Below are 18357 nucleotides of genomic sequence, written 5' to 3'. Positions count from 1 at the left end.
GGGGCACAGTGCCCCGCAACTACAGAAGGAAGTGCCTTATGACTGATAATCCTCAAGACCAGAATGTAGATGATCTCTTTGACGCCGTTCGTGATGGACGCCCGCTCAAGCCTGGTGCCCATTTTCGGGTATTAATCGCGGATGAAACATTGGACTTCAAAAAACATATTTTTGATGACCCTATGCCTCTGGGTCGCCAGTTCATCGAAGCGGCAGGTGGTGCTCCCGTTCACGAATATACAGCGACGGCAATTCTCCCCAGTGGTGATTTCGAGGATATTCGCCTCGATGAATCCTATGATCTGCGTGGTCGTGGCGCTGAACGAGTACTGGTCGCCCAAACCGACCGCAAGTTTCTATTCAAGATTGATGACAAGGATCTCGAATGGCCGAAGAGTTTCATTTCCGGCTTCGTTGTCAAAAAACTTGCTGCTCTTGCGCCTAACTATGCGCTTTGGCTGGATGTTCCGGGCGGTCATGACCAGAAAATCAATGATAGCGATCTCATCGATCTCGGAAAACCTGGTGTCGAACGTTTCATCTCGATCATTGACCAGACTACAGAGGGCAGGGAGTTAATCCCATCTGGGGATCGTGCCTTTCTTGAAAGCCGAGCCCTTAGTTTCGACGTCGTTAAGAGTGGTGGCATGATCGGGGTCATTCTCACAGCTTACTCATTACCGGAAGGCAAGTACGACCATGATATGACTGATGTCCTGATCATCTTGCCCCCCGGATATCCGGACACTCCGCCCGACATGTTTTACACATCACCGCGAATCAAGTTATCTGCCAGCGGACAGGAAGCTCGTGCAGCGAATGTGGACCACAATTTTGCTGATCGAGTCTGGCAGCGGTGGTCGCGTCATTGCTCGGCCTGGCGTCCTGGAGTGGATGGCCTGCAAACGATGGTGGCCAGGGTTCGTGTGGCTCTCGAAGAGGCTCGTCCATGATGATTAACTTTGATCTTGTTCTTCAGGCTTCACACGAAATGCAGATCAGGTCGCTGCTTGAAAGTTCAAGCGGCCATGAGGCCGCGGCAACACTGTTATTTGGTGTCGCCGATATTGAAAAGGATCCGTGGTCTGGAGTTCGACGTCGCCGGTTTGTCAGCCACTCCTTTCAGCATATCGCCCGGAGCGAGGTGGTCGACACTTCGCCGGTTCACATCACCTGGACGACAGATAGCTTGATGCTTCTGTTTGGAGAGGCCGCGCGTGAAGGATGGATTCCGGCAATCGTTCACACACATCCAGGTGGGATTGCTGAGTTTTCGGAACAGGATGATCGCAATGAAGCTGAGCTTGCCCGTACGGCAGAATTGAAGGGTACGCAGGGCCTGATCAGCATCGTAATCAATAGCGATGGTGTAATGGCTGCACGGATATGGATCACGCGCGATCAAGTTGAGCCGATTGACCGTTTTCTTCATGCTGGACCACGCATTGCCTTGACCTCACCCAAAGTCAACATCGCACCTCCTGATTTTCTTGATCGGCAGCAGCGGCTATTCGGGGATACTGCAAATCGCACTCTTTCAAATCTTCGGGTAGGTGTAGTCGGTGGTGGTGGCACGGGCAGTGCGGTGCTTCCGCTGCTGATGCGTCATGGAGTCCAGCAGGCGATATTGTTCGAAAGAGATAAGGCGGAGCTTTCCAATCTTAATCGGCTTCACGGCAGCCGTCGCAAGGATGTCGAAGATCAAACGTCCAAGGCGGAAATTCATCAACGTATGGTTCAAGAAACTGACATTGGAATGAAACTTGTCACGATCGACGCATTTGTTGGGGATCCTGGCACAGTGGACGCCCTAAAAGCTTGTGATGTCGTGTTCTCTTGCACAGATGATCACGCTGGCAGACTGATCCTGAATAGGTTCAGCCGATTCTATGGCATCCCTGTTATTGATGTCGGCCTTGCCATGCAGCGACGGTCGGACAGCGGTTTTGATCTCTTTGCTCGTGTCTCAACCTTAGTCGACGGCCATCCGTGCCTGCTATGTGGCCGACATATTGATCCGCGGCGTGCTCATGAGGAAGCACTTAAACGCCGTGATCCGGTAGGGTATGAAGCCTTAAAACAGGAGGCCTATGTACTTGGTGAGGGAGACCCAGCCCCAGCGGTAGCTGCATTTACGACAGAGGCCGGATGCATGGCTATAAGTGAACTCCTCGCTGCGCTTACCGGCTTTCATGGGCAGTCGGGCATGCATGCGACGCGTATCCGGCGCTTTCATGCCAGTGACGATCGGTTTCCTGGTGTGACCTCAATACCTGGCTGTCCTGCTTGCCATGATCTCAATACTCTTGGTCGGGCAGATGTCGAACCCTGCCTAAATATGGTGATCTAGTTATGAAAGCGTGGATTATAAATACTGCGAGAAGGCTCGGGTTATTTAAGGCTGACTTCACCGCGGAGGTACGGACAAGGTTGCCCCCGCGTGAACAGCGTGCAGCTGAAAGCTTTGTTTTAGTCTGTGACAGCGGTATATCTAAATGGGCCACATTTCGATGCCCTGGAGGTTGCGGAGAGCGAATTGACCTTTCGCTCAATCCTCACCTGCGACCACATTGGAAAGTTACTTTGGACTGGTGGCGTAGACCCACCGTCGTGCCTTCAGTCCATCAACGAAACAACTGTGGCTGCCACTTTTGGATTAGAAAAGGCAAAGTAGATTGGTGCAAAGGTGGGCAACCTTCTAAAATCCGCGATCGATTCTAGAAGCTGAGTGAGTAGCTTATCATTTTATGTTGATGCTAATCGACTCAACATACTCTTCTTCGTAAAGTGCTCAGCACAACAAGACCTATTTTTTAATTTTAAATATAAGCTTTTCGTTATGAAGAGTTTCATTTTGGCTGGAGGTGTTCTTGGACAAGTATCTAAACGCTTTAAGGGAAGCAGGTGTTGCGGATAGTATCGCTCTTGCATTTGTTCTTTTTATCGTAGTTACGCCAGTTTTTTGGAAGCTATTGAAAGAAGCTGTTTCATTAAGGAGATCTTCGCGTAAAGATAAGTTGGAGGGAGTTTTCGAGGTTCTTAGTAACGAAGGAGTCAAATCTCATCCGCTACGCGTTGAGCTGGCCTTCAGAGAGCTTTTTAATATCCGTATGACATTTTCTGAGATCACATATTTCCTCAATGATACAAGTCCGCTGTCTAGTATTACTGACTACAAATATGGACGAAGATATATTAGTTTTAAAGAATCAATGTCTCATCCTATTTTGTCTCGAAGCTACCTTAAACTATGGTGGCAAGACAAATTGTCAGTGGTTTTCTTCATAGTGTCTGCGCTCATGCTTATCATGTCCCTTCTTTTCACAGCGGCTGCTATGTCTACTGACATTGCTGAAGACGTTGCTATAATTGGGGGCGTTGCGGTGATAGCAAGCTTAATGCTGGCTTGGTTTTGTTTAGATTCAGTACGAGCTGTGAACGCGGCCGTCCGCATTTCTGGTGGGTGGTCTGTGATAAAGGAGGAAGCAAGCTCTCAGGCCGATGAGACTAAAGCGTCTCCTCAAGTCCATGCCACTAAAAACCCTAATACATCCATATGTTCTTCGCGATGATCGGTAGCGGTTAGTAGCGGAGTTAGCATAGAACGATCAACTAGAAGTTATCCAGAGTTGGGCTTCCAGTCTAGCTCCAACAAGATGCTAAAACCTATAGCAATAGAACTTGTGAGGTTGAGGTGGATTTTAATTAACACCCAACCCCACTAACCCTAATAACCTCCCTAGTTATCGCATCATTCAAGATCCCGCGCTTGGCTTCAATCAGCGTGAGCCAATCACGGGCGCGGGTGATGCCGGTGTAGACCAGCTCTCGGGTGAGAATTGGGTTGGGCGTTTGCGGTAGCAGTAGGGCGGTGTGCTGAAACTCCGAGCCTTGGGATTTGTGTACCGTCATCGCGAACACGGTTTCCACCGCGTGCAGGCGGGAAGGCAGCACCCAGTGGATTGGGTTTTCTGAGTCGCTAGTTGGAAAGGCGACTCTTAGTAGCGACCTACCAGGGGTGCGGGGATCTGGCACCGCCATTGTGATGCCGATATCGCCGTTCATCAGTTTTAGGCCGTAGTCGTTTTGGGTGACCAACACGGGGCGGCCTTCAAACCAACCTTTTTCCAGCGTGTGGTCGTTGCCGAACAGCAGCTTTTCGCGGCGCAATGTTTTGGCGATGCGCAGGTTTAATACTTCTATCCCCCAGGGGCCTTTGCGTAGCGCACACAGCAGCTGAAAGCGGCTGTAGGCCTTAAGTACTTCCTTAGCCCAGGCATCGTAAGCTTCACTGTTCTCTTCAAATGCTAGCGATGTATCAGGCCGTTCGCTCGCCAGCGTATTCAGGTAGTACTGGTAGCCGGTGGGCGGTGCAATTGGCTCGCCCTTGAAATTGGTGCGGCCTTCGCCTGCGTTGGGAAAACGTTGCGGGCTGCCGGTGATCACTAGGCGCTCCAGGGCGCTGTCTTCGTTTTGCGCGTCTGGTTTCAACACTAAGTGGTGAAGGTCGGCGTAGCCGTTATTCAGTACGCCATGCACCGCTTGGTGTTTATCCCGTTCCCGCATTGCCTCACTTAGCGGCTGGTTAATCGCCTGGGCGAGCTGGCCGATGCCGCTTGTTTCAGTAAAGCGGTGGCTTACCCGCAGCATGGTAATGGCTTGGTCCAGAGGTTGGCCGTATGGGTCGATTAATTCATCCGGCAGCGGGTGGTCGGTGAGTTCGGCCAGCCATTGCGCCGTGGCGGGTGTGTAGTGGGCGGCGTCCGCTCGGCGGCATAGGTCGCCCAGCACGGCGCCTGCTTCCACGGATGCCAACTGATCTTTATCCCCCAACAGCACCAGCTTGGCGCTGGCGGGCAGGGCGCTGAGCAGCGCTGTCATCATTTCGATATCCACCATCGAGGCTTCATCCACCACCAGCACATCCAGCGCCAGCGGGTTGGCGGCGTTGTGGCGGAAGTGGCGGGTGTCGGCGCGGGCGCCCAGTAGCCTGTGGATCGTGGTCACTTCCGTCGGAATGTCTATGGCGTTCGATGAGGAAGCGGCTGAGTGCTCATCTAATAGCGATTCCAACCCGCTAACGGGTAGATCCTTCACCTGCCCGGCGATGGATTCATTCAGCCGTGCGGCGGCTTTGCCGGTAGGGGCAGCCAGTCGAATGCGCAGCGGGTGGGCGTTGGGCTGGGCCAGTTGCAGGGTTTGTAACAGGGCCAGCAGGCGCACCACGGTGGTGGTTTTGCCGGTGCCGGGGCCGCCGGTGATTATCGCGAACGGGCTGCGGGCAGCAAGGGCGCAGGCGTTTTTTTGCCAATCCAGGCTGTCGCTGGCGGGGAATAGCGTATTTAGTGCGCTTTTGAGTAGTGGGCTATCCGCTTCATTACCGGCGCTAACTCGGTTGGCGATTTCTTGGTGCAGGGTTTGCTCGAACTGCCAGTAGCGGCGCAGGTAGAGTTTGCTGGTGTTGCCGCTGTGGCTTACCACCAGCGGCGTATTGCCGGGGCCGTCGCTGATCAGCGTGGGGTGGTTGAGCGCGGCTTGCCACTCACTCAGCGTTAGCGTGGCCAGCACATGGCTGGGCAGCGGTGGCGGGTCGTTCAGGTCGTCGCCTTCCGGCGGCAGCGAAAGCGCAAAATCCGGGGCTTCCAGCGTCGCGGCTATGTCCAGGCAGACATGGCCACGGCCAAGCTGGTGGCTGGCCAGTGCCGCGCCCAGCAGTAGCAGCGGCGGGGCGTTTTGGGTTTCGCGGTCGAGGAAACGCACCAGGGCCAGATCCAGATCCCGCAGCCAGCCACGGGAAACCCAGCGCTCACACAGTAGGAATAGCGCGGCGGTGTCGCTTAGCGCGGGGTGCGGCTGGGCGACTGATTCTGTCGGTGGTGTTACCGGTGCGGTTGAATCGGGCGGCGCGTCATCGGCGAACAGGTCTAGGTTCATAGATTGTGTGTCTCTATTACTCATACCACCGCCTCTAGGCCTGTTTCTGATACTGCATCTGCTGCCGTGCCTCTAAAGAGCGCATCCAGCGCCTCGATCAGCGCGACTGGCGCTGGCACGGCGTGTACGCCGCGGGCGGTGGTGCGGCTGCCGCGTAGAAATACTGTCATTGAGCCGCCCAGGTGTTGGTGCGGGTCGTAGTCGGGCAGGCGCGCTTTCAGTAGCCGGTGGAGGGCGAGCATATATAGCGCCGCTTGCAAGTCGTAGCGTTTTTCAAGCATGGCATCGCGCAGGGCGTCAGTGGTGTAGGCGCTGTCGTCACTGCCCAGGTAGTTGGATTTCCAGTCGAGCACATAGAAGCGGCCTTCATGCTCAAAGGCGAGATCGATAAAGCCCTTGAGCATGCCGTTGAGGGTGTCGGCGTCCAGCGCGGGGCGCGATACCCCAGGCAGTAAGTGGTCACTTACCAGTTCGTCCAGCTTGCGCGTTCCAACCTGATGGGCGGCAAACCAGAACTCCAGCTCTACCTGATAGCTTTCGAGTTCGCATAGGGCTACCTGGCTGCCTTCTCTTGGCTGTGGCAGGGGGAGCGGCGTGGCGAGCAGTTCTTCAAACCAGCCCGCCAGGGTGTCGTGCCACGCCTGCCAGCCGCGCAGCTGTACGCGCCGTCGCAGCATATCTTCCCGGGCGGCGGGGTCTTTCAGGGCGCTGTTAAAACCTAGCTGGCCCGCCCACTCTAAAAGCCCGTGTAGAAAGGTGCCGGGGCCTGGGCCACGCGGAAAACGGTGCAGGTGAAACGCTTCGGTGTTGATGGCGTTGTCGTGGGGCTCGTCCAGCACTTCCAGGGTGGTGGCTTCCTGGGGCGTGGTGGGTTCGGGCTCGGGCGTTGTCAGCGGGGTGGTGCTAGATCCAGAGACGGCCCCAGAAGTACGCAGCGCCGAGTAGCTGGCGATCCACCACTGTTCCCGAGCGGGGCGCAGCGGGGTGCGGGCGTGGCCCAGTGCCTGCTGTTCCGGTGCCGGGGTGAAACGCAGCGCGGTGGGTTCCGGGGCGGTGCTTAAATCGATATCGCTGCCTTCCACCAGTTCGCCTAACGCATGGGTAAAGGCGCTGGGGGCGATGGCTTTGCCGCCGTTGATCAGGTGGCCGATGGCGCTGTTCTCGCTGCCTTTTAGTGGTGCAAGCCCCAGCCAGGTGGCGTGGCGGGCGCGGGTGAGCGCGACGTAAAGTTTGCGCAGGTCTTCCCCCAGCCGTTCGCGGTCGGCGGTGGCCAGCGTTGCTTCATCGGCGCTTAGGCTGAGTTGCAGCGTGCCTTCGTTGTCGTGCCAGCGCAGCGGTAGGTCGGTGTCGCTCACCGGGCGGTGGTTGGCGATAAACGGCAGGAACACCAGCGGGTACTCCAGCCCCTTGGATTTGTGAATGGTCACTACCTTGACCAAATCGGCGTCGCTCTCCAGGCGCAGCTTGTGGCTGTCGCCGTGGCTATCCGGGTCGGCAATGGCTTCGGCTAGAAAGCGAATCAGCGCGTGTTCGCCGTCCAGTTCCTGGCTGGCGTGCTGCAGCATTTCACCCAGGTGGAGAAGGTCGGTTAGCAAACGCTCACCCTCGGCGAACTCGCCCAGTAGCCGCGCGGCGATATCAAAATCGACCATCAAACGGCGCACCAATGGCAGTACGCCTTGGCGCTGCCACAGGCGGTGGTAGTCGCTGAACTGCTCGACCCGTTGCTCCCAGGCCAGCTCGCTCTGGTTGAGGTGGTCGAGTGCTTCAAGGCTCAGCCCCAGCACCGGCGTTGCCAGGGCGGCGCGCAGCTTGGCTTCCGCCTGGCGGGAGTTGGCTTGGGGCTCGGCGCAGGCGCGCAGCCAAATGGCTAGCTGCGGGGCGATGGGGGAACTGAACACCTTATCGTGATCGGAAAGGTAAACGCTCTTGATGCCCCGACTGGCCAGTGCCAGACGAATCGCTCGCGCTTCCTGCAGGCCGTTGACCAGCACGGCCATGTCTGAGGGGGCCAGCGGAGTGAGTGATTGCTCTCCGTTATCGTCGCTGTCATCGGCGGCTTTCGCATAGCCCTTCGCAAAGCCCGCTTGCTGTTGGCGGCCTGCTTCTAAAAGCATGGCCATATGTGAGGCGCAGCGCTCGGCCATCTCCGCTTGGTAGGCAGTTTTGGAGAGCGGCTCGTCGCTTTCCAGTGGCCACAGGGTCATTGCGGGTAGCGGTTGGCCGTTGATTACCAGCGTTTCCTTGGTGCCTTTGGCGTTGACGGGGTTGAACGGCAGCGGGTTTTCGCCGCCATCGGCACGGAACAGGAAAGCGCCGGCATCGTGTTGGTCGGCGTAGCTGAAGCAGTGGTTGACCGCCGCTACCATGGCGCGGCTGGAGCGGAAGTTGGTACCCAGCGTGACGTGGCGGCCATCGGTGTCGTGGCGGGCCTGCAGGTAGGTGAAGATATCCGCGCCGCGAAAGGCGTAGATCGCCTGCTTGGGGTCGCCAATCAGCAGGATGGCGCTGTCACGGCGGGGCGTTGCGACGTCATACACGGCGTTGAAGATGCGGTACTGGATCGGGTCGGTATCTTGGAACTCGTCGATCAGTGCCACGGGGAACTGGCGCTGGATCTGCGCGGCCAGGGCCTCTTTGTTGGGCCCTTTCAGGGCGCGATCCAGGTGGGTGAGCAGGTCGTTGGGGCCCATCTCGGCGCGGCGTTCCTGTTCGCGTTCCAATCGGGCGCGGCACCACTGTACGGCGTGAATCAGCAGGTCGTTGCGCGGCTCGGGCAGAGCATTCAGTGCCGCCGGTAGCTGCGCCAGCGCTTCCCAGGCTTGCGGGCAGGGCGGTGCGCCCTCTTTCCAGATATCGGCCATGCCGTCGGGCGTCATGCGTTTCCAGGCGGCGTCGGTGAGCGCGGGGCGGTCGGTATCCGTGTCGCACCACTCGCGCAATGCGCCTAGCCAGTTGGCGCGGCTTTTGGCGTTGAAGCTCTGGCCCTTGAAGGCTTTGCGCGTGGCGGCGTCTTCCAGGGCGGGTATCAGATCATCCAACCAGGCGGCCCAGGGGGCTTTGAGTTCGCTGAGCTGGGCGGCGCGTTCGGCCTGGGTGGCGGCCAGGGTCTCGCTGGGCTTGGGCTTTGCGTCGCCTAGCGCTTCGCTTTCTGGCAGTAGCCGTTGCAGCGGGGCGTGCAGGTCGTCCGGTGATTTCCAGTAACGGGTGACTATGCCGAGGGCGTCGCTGTCCAGCGGGTAGTAGAAGCTGCGCCAGTAGTCGCGCACCACTTCCTGTTCCAGTTCGCGCTGGTCGTTTTCCAGGTTGAGGGAGAACAGGCTGCCGCTGTCGAAGGCGTGTTCGCGCAGCATGCGGTAACACCAGCTGTGGATGGTGGAAACCGCGGCTTCGTCCATCCATTCGGCGGCCAGCGCCAGGCGCCGCGAGCAGGCGGGCCAGGTGGCGGGGTCATATTGGTCGCGGAGTTGGAGCAGCAGGGGATCATGAGCAGGTGGCACGGAAGCAGGCAACTGCGAGGGCGCTGTGAACCCGTCCTTGGGCGCTACTTTTTCCATCCCTGGAAAAAGACCCTCTTCGTGACCTGCTTCCTTAGCATCTGGAGCCTCACGAAACACTTCTGCGGCTTCTACCAGCCGGTTGCGGATGCGTTCGCGTAGCTCTTGGGTGGCAGCGTTGGTGAAGGTAACGACCAGAATTTCCGGCGGCGTGAGCGGGCGGATAAACGCGGTGTCGTCGTCAACGCTGTGGCCGCCGAGTACCAAACGCACATAGAGCAGCGCGATGGTGAAGGTTTTGCCGGTGCCAGCGCTTGCCTCTATTAAACGGCTGCCGTGGAGCGGGAGGCTTAGTGGATTGAGTGGTTCAGGCTGGCTCATCACTGATCTCCGGTCGCTGGCAGCAGAAAGCAAATCGGCCCAACATGGGGCCTAGACTGTATGAGAGCCCCGCCACCTGATAATCTTGTCGCCGAGCCACTCTTGGTGCAATGAGTTTACGCTACCGGCGGCTTCGGTTCACTCTAACGATGGGATCTCATGCTGACATCGCTGCTGGATAATGACTTTTACAAGATCACGATGCAGAACGCCGTGATCAAACGCTTTCCCTATGCCCAGGCGCGCTACGCGTTTATCAATCGTGGCGAGCACGAGTTTCCTGATGGCTTCGGTGCTGCGCTGCGCCGCGAAGTGGATCAGATGGCGACGCTGCGCCTGAGTGATGAGGAAAAGCGCTATCTCGAAACGACGTGCCCCTATCTCGACCCTACTTATCTCGATTTTCTGGCCGGGTTTCATTACGATCCCGCCGAGGTGATCATCGAGCAGCAGGGCAGTGACCTCTCGGTGATTATCGAAGGGCCGTGGTACCGCACCATTCTGTGGGAAGTGCCGTTGATGGCGCTGATCAGCGAGCTTTGGTATCGGCTGCGTGGTGTGTCGGTCACCCATGAGGCCGATGCGATGATCGAACAGCGCGCCCAGGAGAAGATCGAACTCTACCGCCGTCTTGGGTTGAAGATTGCCGAGTTCGGTACCCGTCGGCGCTTTTCGTTCGATGTTCATGACCGGGTGGTGGGCGCACTTTGCCACCATGGCGGCGAGGCGTTCAGCGGCACCAGCAATGTGCTGCTGGCCATGCGCCATGGGGTTAAGCCGATCGGCACCCACGCCCATGAGTGGTTCATGTTCCACGGCGCCCGCTTCGGTTTCAAGATGGCCAACAGCCTTGCCCTAGAGCATTGGGTGGATGTGTATCGTGGTGATCTGGGCATTGCCCTGACCGATACGTTTACCTCGCGGGCCTTCTTCGATAGCTTCGATAAGAAGTTCGCCAAGCTGTTCGATGGCGTGCGCCATGATAGTGGCGACCCGATTGATTTTGCCTCCCAGACCATCGCCCACTACGAGCGCCTGGGCATCAATCCGTTAAGCAAGACGATTATCTTTTCCGATGCGCTGACGCCGGAGAAGGTCGAGCATATTCACGCGTTTTGCAAAGACCGGATTGGCATGGCGTTCGGCATCGGCACCAACTTCACTAACGATGTGGGCGTCGAGCCGATGAACATGGTGATCAAGATGGTCGAGGCGCGTCCGGAAGGGCAGCAGTGGCTGCCGGTGATCAAGCTTTCCGATGTGCCGGACAAGCACACCGGCGACCCGGAGATGATCTCGCTGGCGAAGCGGGTGTTAACCCTGGGCTGGAAGAGTCATTAGATTTTTCAGCCTTTCACGGCACGATGCAGCGGCGCGTAGAGCGCTTCGGTCAGGGTGGAGAAACGGTGGCCCAGCGCCTGTTCGCTGAATAGCCGTTCGAAGCTCGGCCATTGGTGGGTAAGGTAGGCGCTTTGGGCAACTTCGCCGGTCTGGAAGCGCCCCCCTTCATAGGCGGTTTCGGCGGCGGCGTAGGCATCGCTATCCGGTTCGGATTCCGGCGTGCCCAGCTTTGCCAACCAGGCGAAAGCGGCCTGTGGGGCCAGCGGCAGCGGCGCCTGCATGCCGCCGCACCAAGTGCTTAGCAGGTTTTGTAGCTGGTAGCGGGCATTCTCGGCCTCTAATGGTTCCAGGCGCACATGGCCCGCTTTGGAAAGTAGCTGGGTGGTCATCGGGTGCTCACTGTTGCCCGCCAAGTGCGCGACCCAGGGCCGCAGCAGATGCTGCCAGCGGTACTGACCACGGCCACGCCCCTGGCTGACCAAGCTGCTGCTGAGCAGTAACAGGCGGCAGCGGTTGCCCGCCTCATCCTGACGCAGTTCTCCCAGCCAGTCCTCCAGCGTTATCTGTCCTTCAGCGCTTTCAGCTCGTTCAGCTCGTTCAACAACAACATGCACCGCCTGTGGCGCGGCTACTACTTGGGGCCACTCTTGGAGTGCCTCTTCGTAGGCGCCGAATAGTGCTTCCATCGGTTCCGCCAGCGCTTCACGCATTCGCTCGCCAAAGGCGCCCACGGCCAGCACGCCCTGGCCTTTAAAGCGTTCCAGTGCCGCATGCAGCGCTTCCATGCGCGGCTGGCCGTTATCCACGGCGTGGCGTTGGGCGGCGATTAATTGATCCTGCAACTGCCAGTTCTGTAGCCCGTCCAGGGTGAAGGGCTCGACGTCTAGTTGGGTAAGCTCTTCCTGCTCGAAATAGACCCCCAGGCGGGTGTTGAAAAAGGCCTTGGCGGGGTCGCGTAGAAAGCTGCCCAACTGATTAAGGGTTAGCGTGCTTTGCTGTTCGCTGTCTGCCTTTAGCGCTGGTGGCTTTGCGCCTTGAGTACTTTCGCCGTTAGAGGTGTGCAGGGCGTGCCACTCGTGGGCATACGTAAACAGCCGTGCCTGGGCGGGTGAGTCGCTTGATGGTTCGGTAAAGTAGCGGCGACTGAATGGCTGCAGCGGGTGCTCGGTCGTTAACGCTTCCAGCAGCGGCTCGCCGTTTTGCGTGTGCCAGCCCGCTTCCAGGTGGTCACGCAACTGACCGACCAGTACCGAGGGCGGCATGGGGTTGTTGTCGATTTGGCTGCGGCCCACCCAACTGATATAGAGCTGTTGGCGGGCGGAAAGCAACGCTTCCAGAAACAGATAGCGGTCGTCTTCGCGACGTGATCGGTCGCCGGGGCGGTAGTCGCTGCCCATCAGGTCAAAATCCAGCGGCGGCTGTGAGCGCGGGTACTCGCCATCGTTCATGCCCAGCAGGCACACGTGTTTGAAGGGAATGGCCCGCATCGGCATCAGGGTGGCGAAGTTGACCGCACCCGCCAGAAAGCGCTGGGAAAGACTGTGCTCGTCGATTTGCCCCAGCCAGTGCTCGCGCACCATGGAGAGCGGCAGGGTATCAACAAGCGCGGCTTCTTCGGTGCTGTCCAGCAACTGCTGTAGCGCGGTTTCCAGCTTGGTGAGCATGACGCTTTCTTGGGCGTCGTCGGTCAGGAAGTAGGTTTCCAGCAGTTCGCGCAGCCGGGCCACCCAGGTGGCGGTATCGGTTGGCTGGCAGAAGGTTTCCCAGGTACTTTCCAGCTTCTCCAGCAGATTTGCCAGCGGGCCTGCCAGGGAGGCTTCCAGTCCGCCAATGTCGTCAAATGGCTCGATGCCTTGCCACGACTCGGCATTGCCCACGGTGTACCCCAGCAGCAGGCGGCGCAGGCCAAAGGCCCAGGTGTTTTGGGTCAGGCCTTCGGGGAGATCCAGCCGGGTGCGCTGCTCCGCATTGAGCCCCCAGCGGATGCCCGCGCCCTCGATCCAACGGCTGAGGGTGGGGAGGTCGTGCTCATCGATGCCAAAGCGCGTGCGTAGCGCGGGGACTTCCAGCAAGTCGAGCAGATCGCTCACCGAGAGGCGCAGTTCCGGCAGGCGCAGCAGTTTTTCCAGCGCGATCATCATCGGCAGGCGGTGGCGGCTGGCTTGATCCGAAAGGGTATACGGAATGTAGCGTGGGTCGTCGGCTCTCGCATTCGCGTGATAGCCACCAAAAGCGGCGCGGTACTGACCGAACACGGCTTCAATGTGCGGCGCGTAGCGGTCGATATCCGGCACCATGACGATGATATCCCGCGGGCGTAGCTCCGGGTCGGCACTGAACGCCGCCAGTAGTTGGTCGTGAAGAATCTCCACTTCCCGCTGGGGGCCGTGGGCGATATGGAACACGATGGAGTCGTCGCTGGCCGGGTCGAGCGCGGGCCAGTGGGTTTGGGTTTCCGCTACCGGGCGTAGCTCGCGGATATCGTCCTGTAGCTGGCTCAGCAGGCAGTTGCGCTCTTCGCCGCTGAAGGGCTCGAACATGTCGATACGCAGCGCCTGCTGCTCGAAGAGCGTTTGGTAGTTGCCCGCGTCATCGTGCTCGTCGAGCAGGCGCAGGTAGTCGCGGCCTTGTTTGCCCCAGGCGGCCAACAGCGGCTGGGCGTGCAGGTGCAGTGCGTCATCGGCATCGCCGGTACCGAGGACGTCCAGGGCATCGGGCATGCCGGCCTTGCGCCGCTGGCGGTAGCGGCTGGCGCGAAGCAGGTCTTTGTGCTCGATGATATCCGCCCAGTAGTACTGGCAGGGGTTGTGCACGCAGAGCACGATCTGGCAGCACCGCGACAGCGCCGCCAGGGCTTCTAACGTCTGCTGCGGCAGCGATGAGATGCCGAAAATGATCAGTCGCCGGGGCAAGCCGTTCGGGCAGTCCTGACCTTCAAGCTGTTCTGCGGCTTCCAGAAAGCGGCTGTGTACCTGGGCACGGCTGCTGTTAAGGCCTGCGTCGCCTTGCGTCATTGCCACATCGTCGCGCAGTGCGCGCCATAATGCGGGCTGCCATGACTGGTGTGCTTCCAGCGGGCGGGCTTCGCCACGGGCGGTGATAAGTACGTCGTTACCCTTGGCCCAGGCGTCCAGCCAGTCGGCGCGATACACCTGATACTGATCGAACAGATCCGCCAGCCGCTCGGCCAGTTGGTAGTGCTTGCGCTGGTCGCGATCGACTTCTAAAAAGCGCGCAAGGGGCGCAAAGGCTTCCTGCTCGGCAAGGCTGGGCAGTAGGCGCAATAAGCGCCATATCAGCCGCGACTTATCAAACGGCGAGGTTTCAGGAACGGCTTGGTCGTCGTGGGTCAGCTGTGTCAATACCGTGCGGTAGGCCTGCCATAGAAAACGCGCGGGCAGCGTTACATTCAGCGCCGCTGCTATACCTGCACCGCCCTGGGCCGGGTCCTCCGCCAATGCTAGCTTCAACCACTGCCCAATGCCGTTGCTCTGCACCAGAATGGTTTCGTTCTCCAGCGGTGAGAGCGGGTGTCGGCGCATCCACTCCACCGCCAAACCGCGCAGGTCTTCCAGGCGATTGGCGTGCACGACCATAAAGCCCGGTGTTAACGGCGTTTGTGAGAGCAGCGAGTTTGCAGACATGCACGATGTTCCTTAGTTAATCATTCCTTTACGGCAGGGTCACAGCGGCTAATTGTATGGTGCCATAAGTTAATCATCTTGCGAGATTATGATTATATCGCCAAGCTATGCGGATATCGTGAACAATGCTAAGAGAGATCTCTAATGTCAGATTCATCGCAAAACTCCCGCCGCCACTCTGCGCCTGTGGTCGATGGCCCTGGTAAAGCCGCTAGCCGCGCCATGCTGCGCGCCGTGGGCTTTACGGATGCCGATTTCAAAAAGCCCCAGGTGGGCATTGCCTCTACCTGGAGCATGGTGACGCCGTGCAATAGCCATATTAATGAGCTGGCCGAGTTTGCCCGCGATGGCGCCGATGCTGGCGGTGGTAAAGGTGTAATTTTCAATACCATTACGATTTCCGATGGTATTGCTAACGGCACCGAGGGGATGAAGTACTCGCTGGTGTCGCGGGAAGTGATTGCCGACTCCATCGAAACCGTGGCGGGCTGCGAAGGCTTCGATGGCCTAGTGGCCATTGGTGGCTGTGATAAGAATATGCCGGGTTGCCTGATGGGTTTGGCACGTTTGAATCGCCCCAGCGTGTTCGTCTATGGCGGCACCATTATGCCCGGCAAAGGGCACACCGATATCGTCTCGGTCTTCGAGGCGATGGGCGCCCACTCCCGCGGTGATATCGACCTGATCGAGCTTAAAAACATCGAAGAAACGGCGATCCCTGGGCCCGGTTCCTGTGGTGGTATGTACACCGCTAACACCATGGCCTCTGCGATTGAGGCATTGGGCATGAGCCTGCCGGGCAGCTCCGCGCAAAATGCGATCTCTCAGGAGAAGCGCGATGACTGTAAAGCGGCGGGCGAAGCCGTGCTGGCGCTGCTAGCCGACGATATTAAGCCTTCCGATATCATGACCCGCGAGGCGTTCGAGAACGCCATTACGGTGACCATCGCGTTGGGTGGCTCTACCAATGCGGTGCTGCACTTGATTGGTATGGCGCGCACCATTGGCGTGGAGCTGACCCTGGCGGACTTTACCGAGATTGGTAAACGTGTACCGGTACTCGCCGATTTGCGCCCCAGCGGCCACTACATGATGAGCGAGCTGGTGGCGATTGGCGGTATTCAGCCGCTGATGAAAATGCTATTGGACGCGGGCCTGCTTAACGGCAACTGCTTGACCGTGACAGGTAAAACGCTGGAAGAGAACCTGGCCGAAGTGGCACCTTACCCGGCCGAGCCGCCGATCATTGCCCCGCTTGGCAACCCGATCAAAACGGAAAGCCATTTGCGCATGCTTTACGGCAACCTGGCGCCGGAAGGCGCGGTTGCAAAAATTACCGGTAAAGAGGGCACTCGCTTTTCTGGCTCAGCGCGGGTCTTTGGCTCGGAAGAAGAAGCCCAGGCGCGGATTAACGATGGCACGGTCGTCGCGGGTGATGTCGTAGTGATTCGCTACGAAGGACCCAAAGGCGGTCCTGGCATGCGCGAAATGCTCACGCCCACCTCGGCGATTATGGGCCGCGGTTTGGGTAACGACGTGGCGCTGATTACCGACGGCCGCTTCTCGGGTGGCAGTCACGGTTTTGTGGTCGGCCATGTATCGCCGGAAGCATTCGACGGCGGCCCGCTGGCGTTGGTGGAAAATGGCGACATCATCACCATTGATGCCGAAGCAGATACCATCGAGGTGGATTTGTCTGACGAAGAGTTGATGCGTCGTCGCGCGGCTTGGAAGCAGCCAGAACCCCGTTACACTCGCGGTGTGCTCGCCAAATATGCGCGTCTGGTGAGCTCTGCCAGCACCGGTGCGGTGACAGACCAAGAGTAACGCTTTACTGGTAGGTGTCATCAAGACGTCAAGCGCAAGGCTTAGCATATAAGCCTTGCGCTTTTTTATTGGGTAAAAGGTAGAGACGATGGTGGATCAACCACAGGCACGCGGTCGCATAAACGAGGTGTTTTGGGCATTCTTAGCGCTGGGCTTGACGTCTTTTGGCGGCCCGGTGGCGCACCTGGGCTACTTTCGTACCGCCTTTGTGGAGCGGCGGCAGTGGTTAACCGAAAGCGCCTATGCCGATTTGGTCGCGCTATGCCAATTTTTGCCGGGCCCTGCGAGTAGCCAGGTGGGTTTTGCGCTCGGCTTACTGCGCGCTGGCCCCTGGGGCGCGGCTATGGCGTGGCTGGCCTTTACGCTGCCTTCGGCGCTTATTCTGCTGTTGTTCGCATTGGGGGCTGCGGTGCTGGATGGCCCTATTGCCAGCGGCATTATTCACGGCTTAAAAGTGGTGGCGGTAGCCATTGTTGCCCATGCGGTATGGGGTATGGCACGCAACCTCTGCCCCGATAAAACCCGTGCAGGAATCGCCTTGGCTGCCGTGTTGACGGTGGTGCTGGTCAGCGGCCCGCTGGGGCAGGTCGCAGCAATTGTCTTGGGTGGCTTAGCGGGGCTGGCACTGTGCCGGAATAGCGCCACCATAGCAGAAAGCTCACCTCTGAATTTTCCGGTTTCCCGTCGAGTAGGCGTGGTCGCGTTGGGGCTATTCGTCGGGTTGCTGGTGCTACTGCCACTGATGGCGGGCAGTGCTGTTTGGCTTAACGTGATTGATGCATTTTACCGCTCAGGCGCGCTGGTATTTGGTGGCGGGCATGTGGTGCTGCCGCTGTTAGACGCCGAGGTGGTGCAGTCGGGCTGGATAACACCCGATGAGTTCTTGGCAGGCTATGGCGCCGCCCAGGCGGTGCCAGGGCCGCTATTCACGTTTGCGGCTTACCTGGGCGCGCTTCTGCCCGGCATGAATGGGGTAGTGGGGGCTTTACTGGCACTGCTGGCAATTTTTATCCCAGGATTATTGCTGCTGGTCGGCGTGTTGCCGTTTTGGAACCAGTTTCGTCGCTGGGGCAGCGCTCAGGCGCTAATGCGCGGTGCCAATGCAGCGGTCGTGGGCATTTTAGGCGCAGCGCTTTATCAACCGGTATGGACCAGTGCGATTATCGGCGCCGAGGAGTTTGCGCTGGCGCTCACCGGTTTCTTGCTGTTAACCGTATGGAAGTTGCCCGCTTGGGTAGTGGTGGCTGTTGTAGCGTTTGGGGGAATTGCAATTGCGCCGTGAGCAATGACACATAAACGATCATTACGAACGAAGTGAAGTAATCTAGGGGGGAGGGTTTTAGCGGGGAAAAACTTTTTTGCAGACCGCCGGGAGGCGGTCTGCCGATTGGAAACGCGTTGGGAAAAGCAGAAAAGTGTCTGCTATGGCGCCTCCAGCTCTAAGGTGCGACGCAGGGCGTGAAGTTCATCCACTCCCAGGTGCTCAAGCCTTCCGGCGAGCAGGTCGCTAATTTTCTGGACGGGAAGCCCTGCCCGACGGGCAATTTCTCTGCTTCCTAAGTCTGATACAGCGATCAGACGCGTGATAATACGCATTAATCGCGTACGTTTTTCAAGTTCCCTGACGTCGAGGTCAGGGCTGCTTCGCGGAGGATCAAGCTGTTCCGCAGTGGCAGTTGCGCGTGCCGTGCTCATGTGGCTCCATCAGTCTGAAATGACAAACACACAATGCC

General features: G+C 58.5%; 11 protein-coding genes. 7 read left to right on the top strand and 4 right to left on the bottom strand.

Features of this window, described 5'->3' with window-relative positions; genetic code table 11:
- The first annotated feature begins 38 nt into the window (after positions 1-38).
- The 4 genes from AC5TBW_RS12755 (at position 39) to AC5TBW_RS12740 (ending at position 3572) form a co-directional block, all read left to right on the top strand.
- The gene (locus AC5TBW_RS12755; RefSeq protein WP_495508917.1) at positions 39-953 is read left to right on the top strand and encodes a multiubiquitin domain-containing protein; all 915 of its coding nucleotides are present in this window, start codon (positions 39-41) and stop codon (positions 951-953) included.
- A complete protein-coding gene (locus AC5TBW_RS12750) occupies positions 950-2350 on the top strand; it encodes a ThiF family adenylyltransferase (RefSeq protein ID WP_495508916.1) in 1401 nt (466 codons plus the stop codon). The genes AC5TBW_RS12755 and AC5TBW_RS12750 overlap by 4 nt, the downstream gene beginning before the upstream one ends.
- Positions 2351-2352: 2 nt before the next feature.
- Positions 2353-2721: a ubiquitination-like system serine protease family protein gene (locus AC5TBW_RS12745; RefSeq protein ID WP_495508915.1), complete on the top strand. Its 369-nt coding sequence runs from the start codon at positions 2353-2355 to the stop codon at positions 2719-2721.
- 149 nt (positions 2722-2870) lie between these two features.
- The gene (locus AC5TBW_RS12740; protein WP_495508914.1) at positions 2871-3572 is read left to right on the top strand and encodes a hypothetical protein; all 702 of its coding nucleotides are present in this window, start codon (positions 2871-2873) and stop codon (positions 3570-3572) included.
- Positions 3573-3705: 133 nt separating this feature from the next.
- Here AC5TBW_RS12740 and recD read toward each other — a convergent pair whose 3' ends face one another.
- Positions 3706-5934 (bottom strand): exodeoxyribonuclease V subunit alpha, encoded by a 2229-nt coding sequence (recD, locus tag AC5TBW_RS12735; RefSeq protein WP_495511967.1) that lies wholly within the window; start codon positions 5932-5934, stop codon positions 3706-3708.
- A gap of 20 nt (positions 5935-5954) precedes the next feature.
- The gene (recB, locus tag AC5TBW_RS12730; RefSeq protein ID WP_495508913.1) at positions 5955-9812 is read right to left on the bottom strand and encodes an exodeoxyribonuclease V subunit beta; all 3858 of its coding nucleotides are present in this window, start codon (positions 9810-9812) and stop codon (positions 5955-5957) included.
- A gap of 159 nt (positions 9813-9971) precedes the next feature.
- Here recB and pncB point away from each other — a divergent pair, with 159 nt between their 5' ends.
- Entirely contained in the window at positions 9972-11153 is a 1182-nt protein-coding gene (pncB, locus tag AC5TBW_RS12725; protein ID WP_495508912.1) for a nicotinate phosphoribosyltransferase, read from the top strand.
- A gap of 5 nt (positions 11154-11158) precedes the next feature.
- On the opposite strand, the gene recC is transcribed toward pncB, so the two are convergent.
- Complete coding sequence (gene recC / locus AC5TBW_RS12720) at positions 11159-14797, bottom strand: exodeoxyribonuclease V subunit gamma (protein ID WP_495508911.1); 3639 nt, start codon at positions 14795-14797, stop codon at positions 11159-11161.
- Between the two features lie 144 nt (positions 14798-14941).
- Here recC and ilvD point away from each other — a divergent pair, with 144 nt between their 5' ends.
- Entirely contained in the window at positions 14942-16624 is a 1683-nt protein-coding gene (gene ilvD, locus AC5TBW_RS12715; RefSeq protein WP_495508910.1) for a dihydroxy-acid dehydratase, read from the top strand.
- 88 nt (positions 16625-16712) lie between these two features.
- Positions 16713-17906, top strand: coding sequence for a chromate efflux transporter (gene chrA, locus AC5TBW_RS12710; protein WP_495508909.1), 1194 nt, complete (start codon positions 16713-16715; stop codon positions 17904-17906).
- A gap of 140 nt (positions 17907-18046) precedes the next feature.
- On the opposite strand, the gene AC5TBW_RS12705 is transcribed toward chrA, so the two are convergent.
- The gene (locus AC5TBW_RS12705) at positions 18047-18319 is read right to left on the bottom strand and encodes an XRE family transcriptional regulator (protein WP_008958942.1); all 273 of its coding nucleotides are present in this window, start codon (positions 18317-18319) and stop codon (positions 18047-18049) included.
- Positions 18320-18357 lie beyond the last annotated feature (38 nt).

It is taken from the genome of Vreelandella sp. ssv, assembly GCF_059448525.1.
The sequence above is the reverse complement of the archived record's forward strand: the minus strand, read 5'-3'. Positions and strand labels throughout refer to the sequence as shown.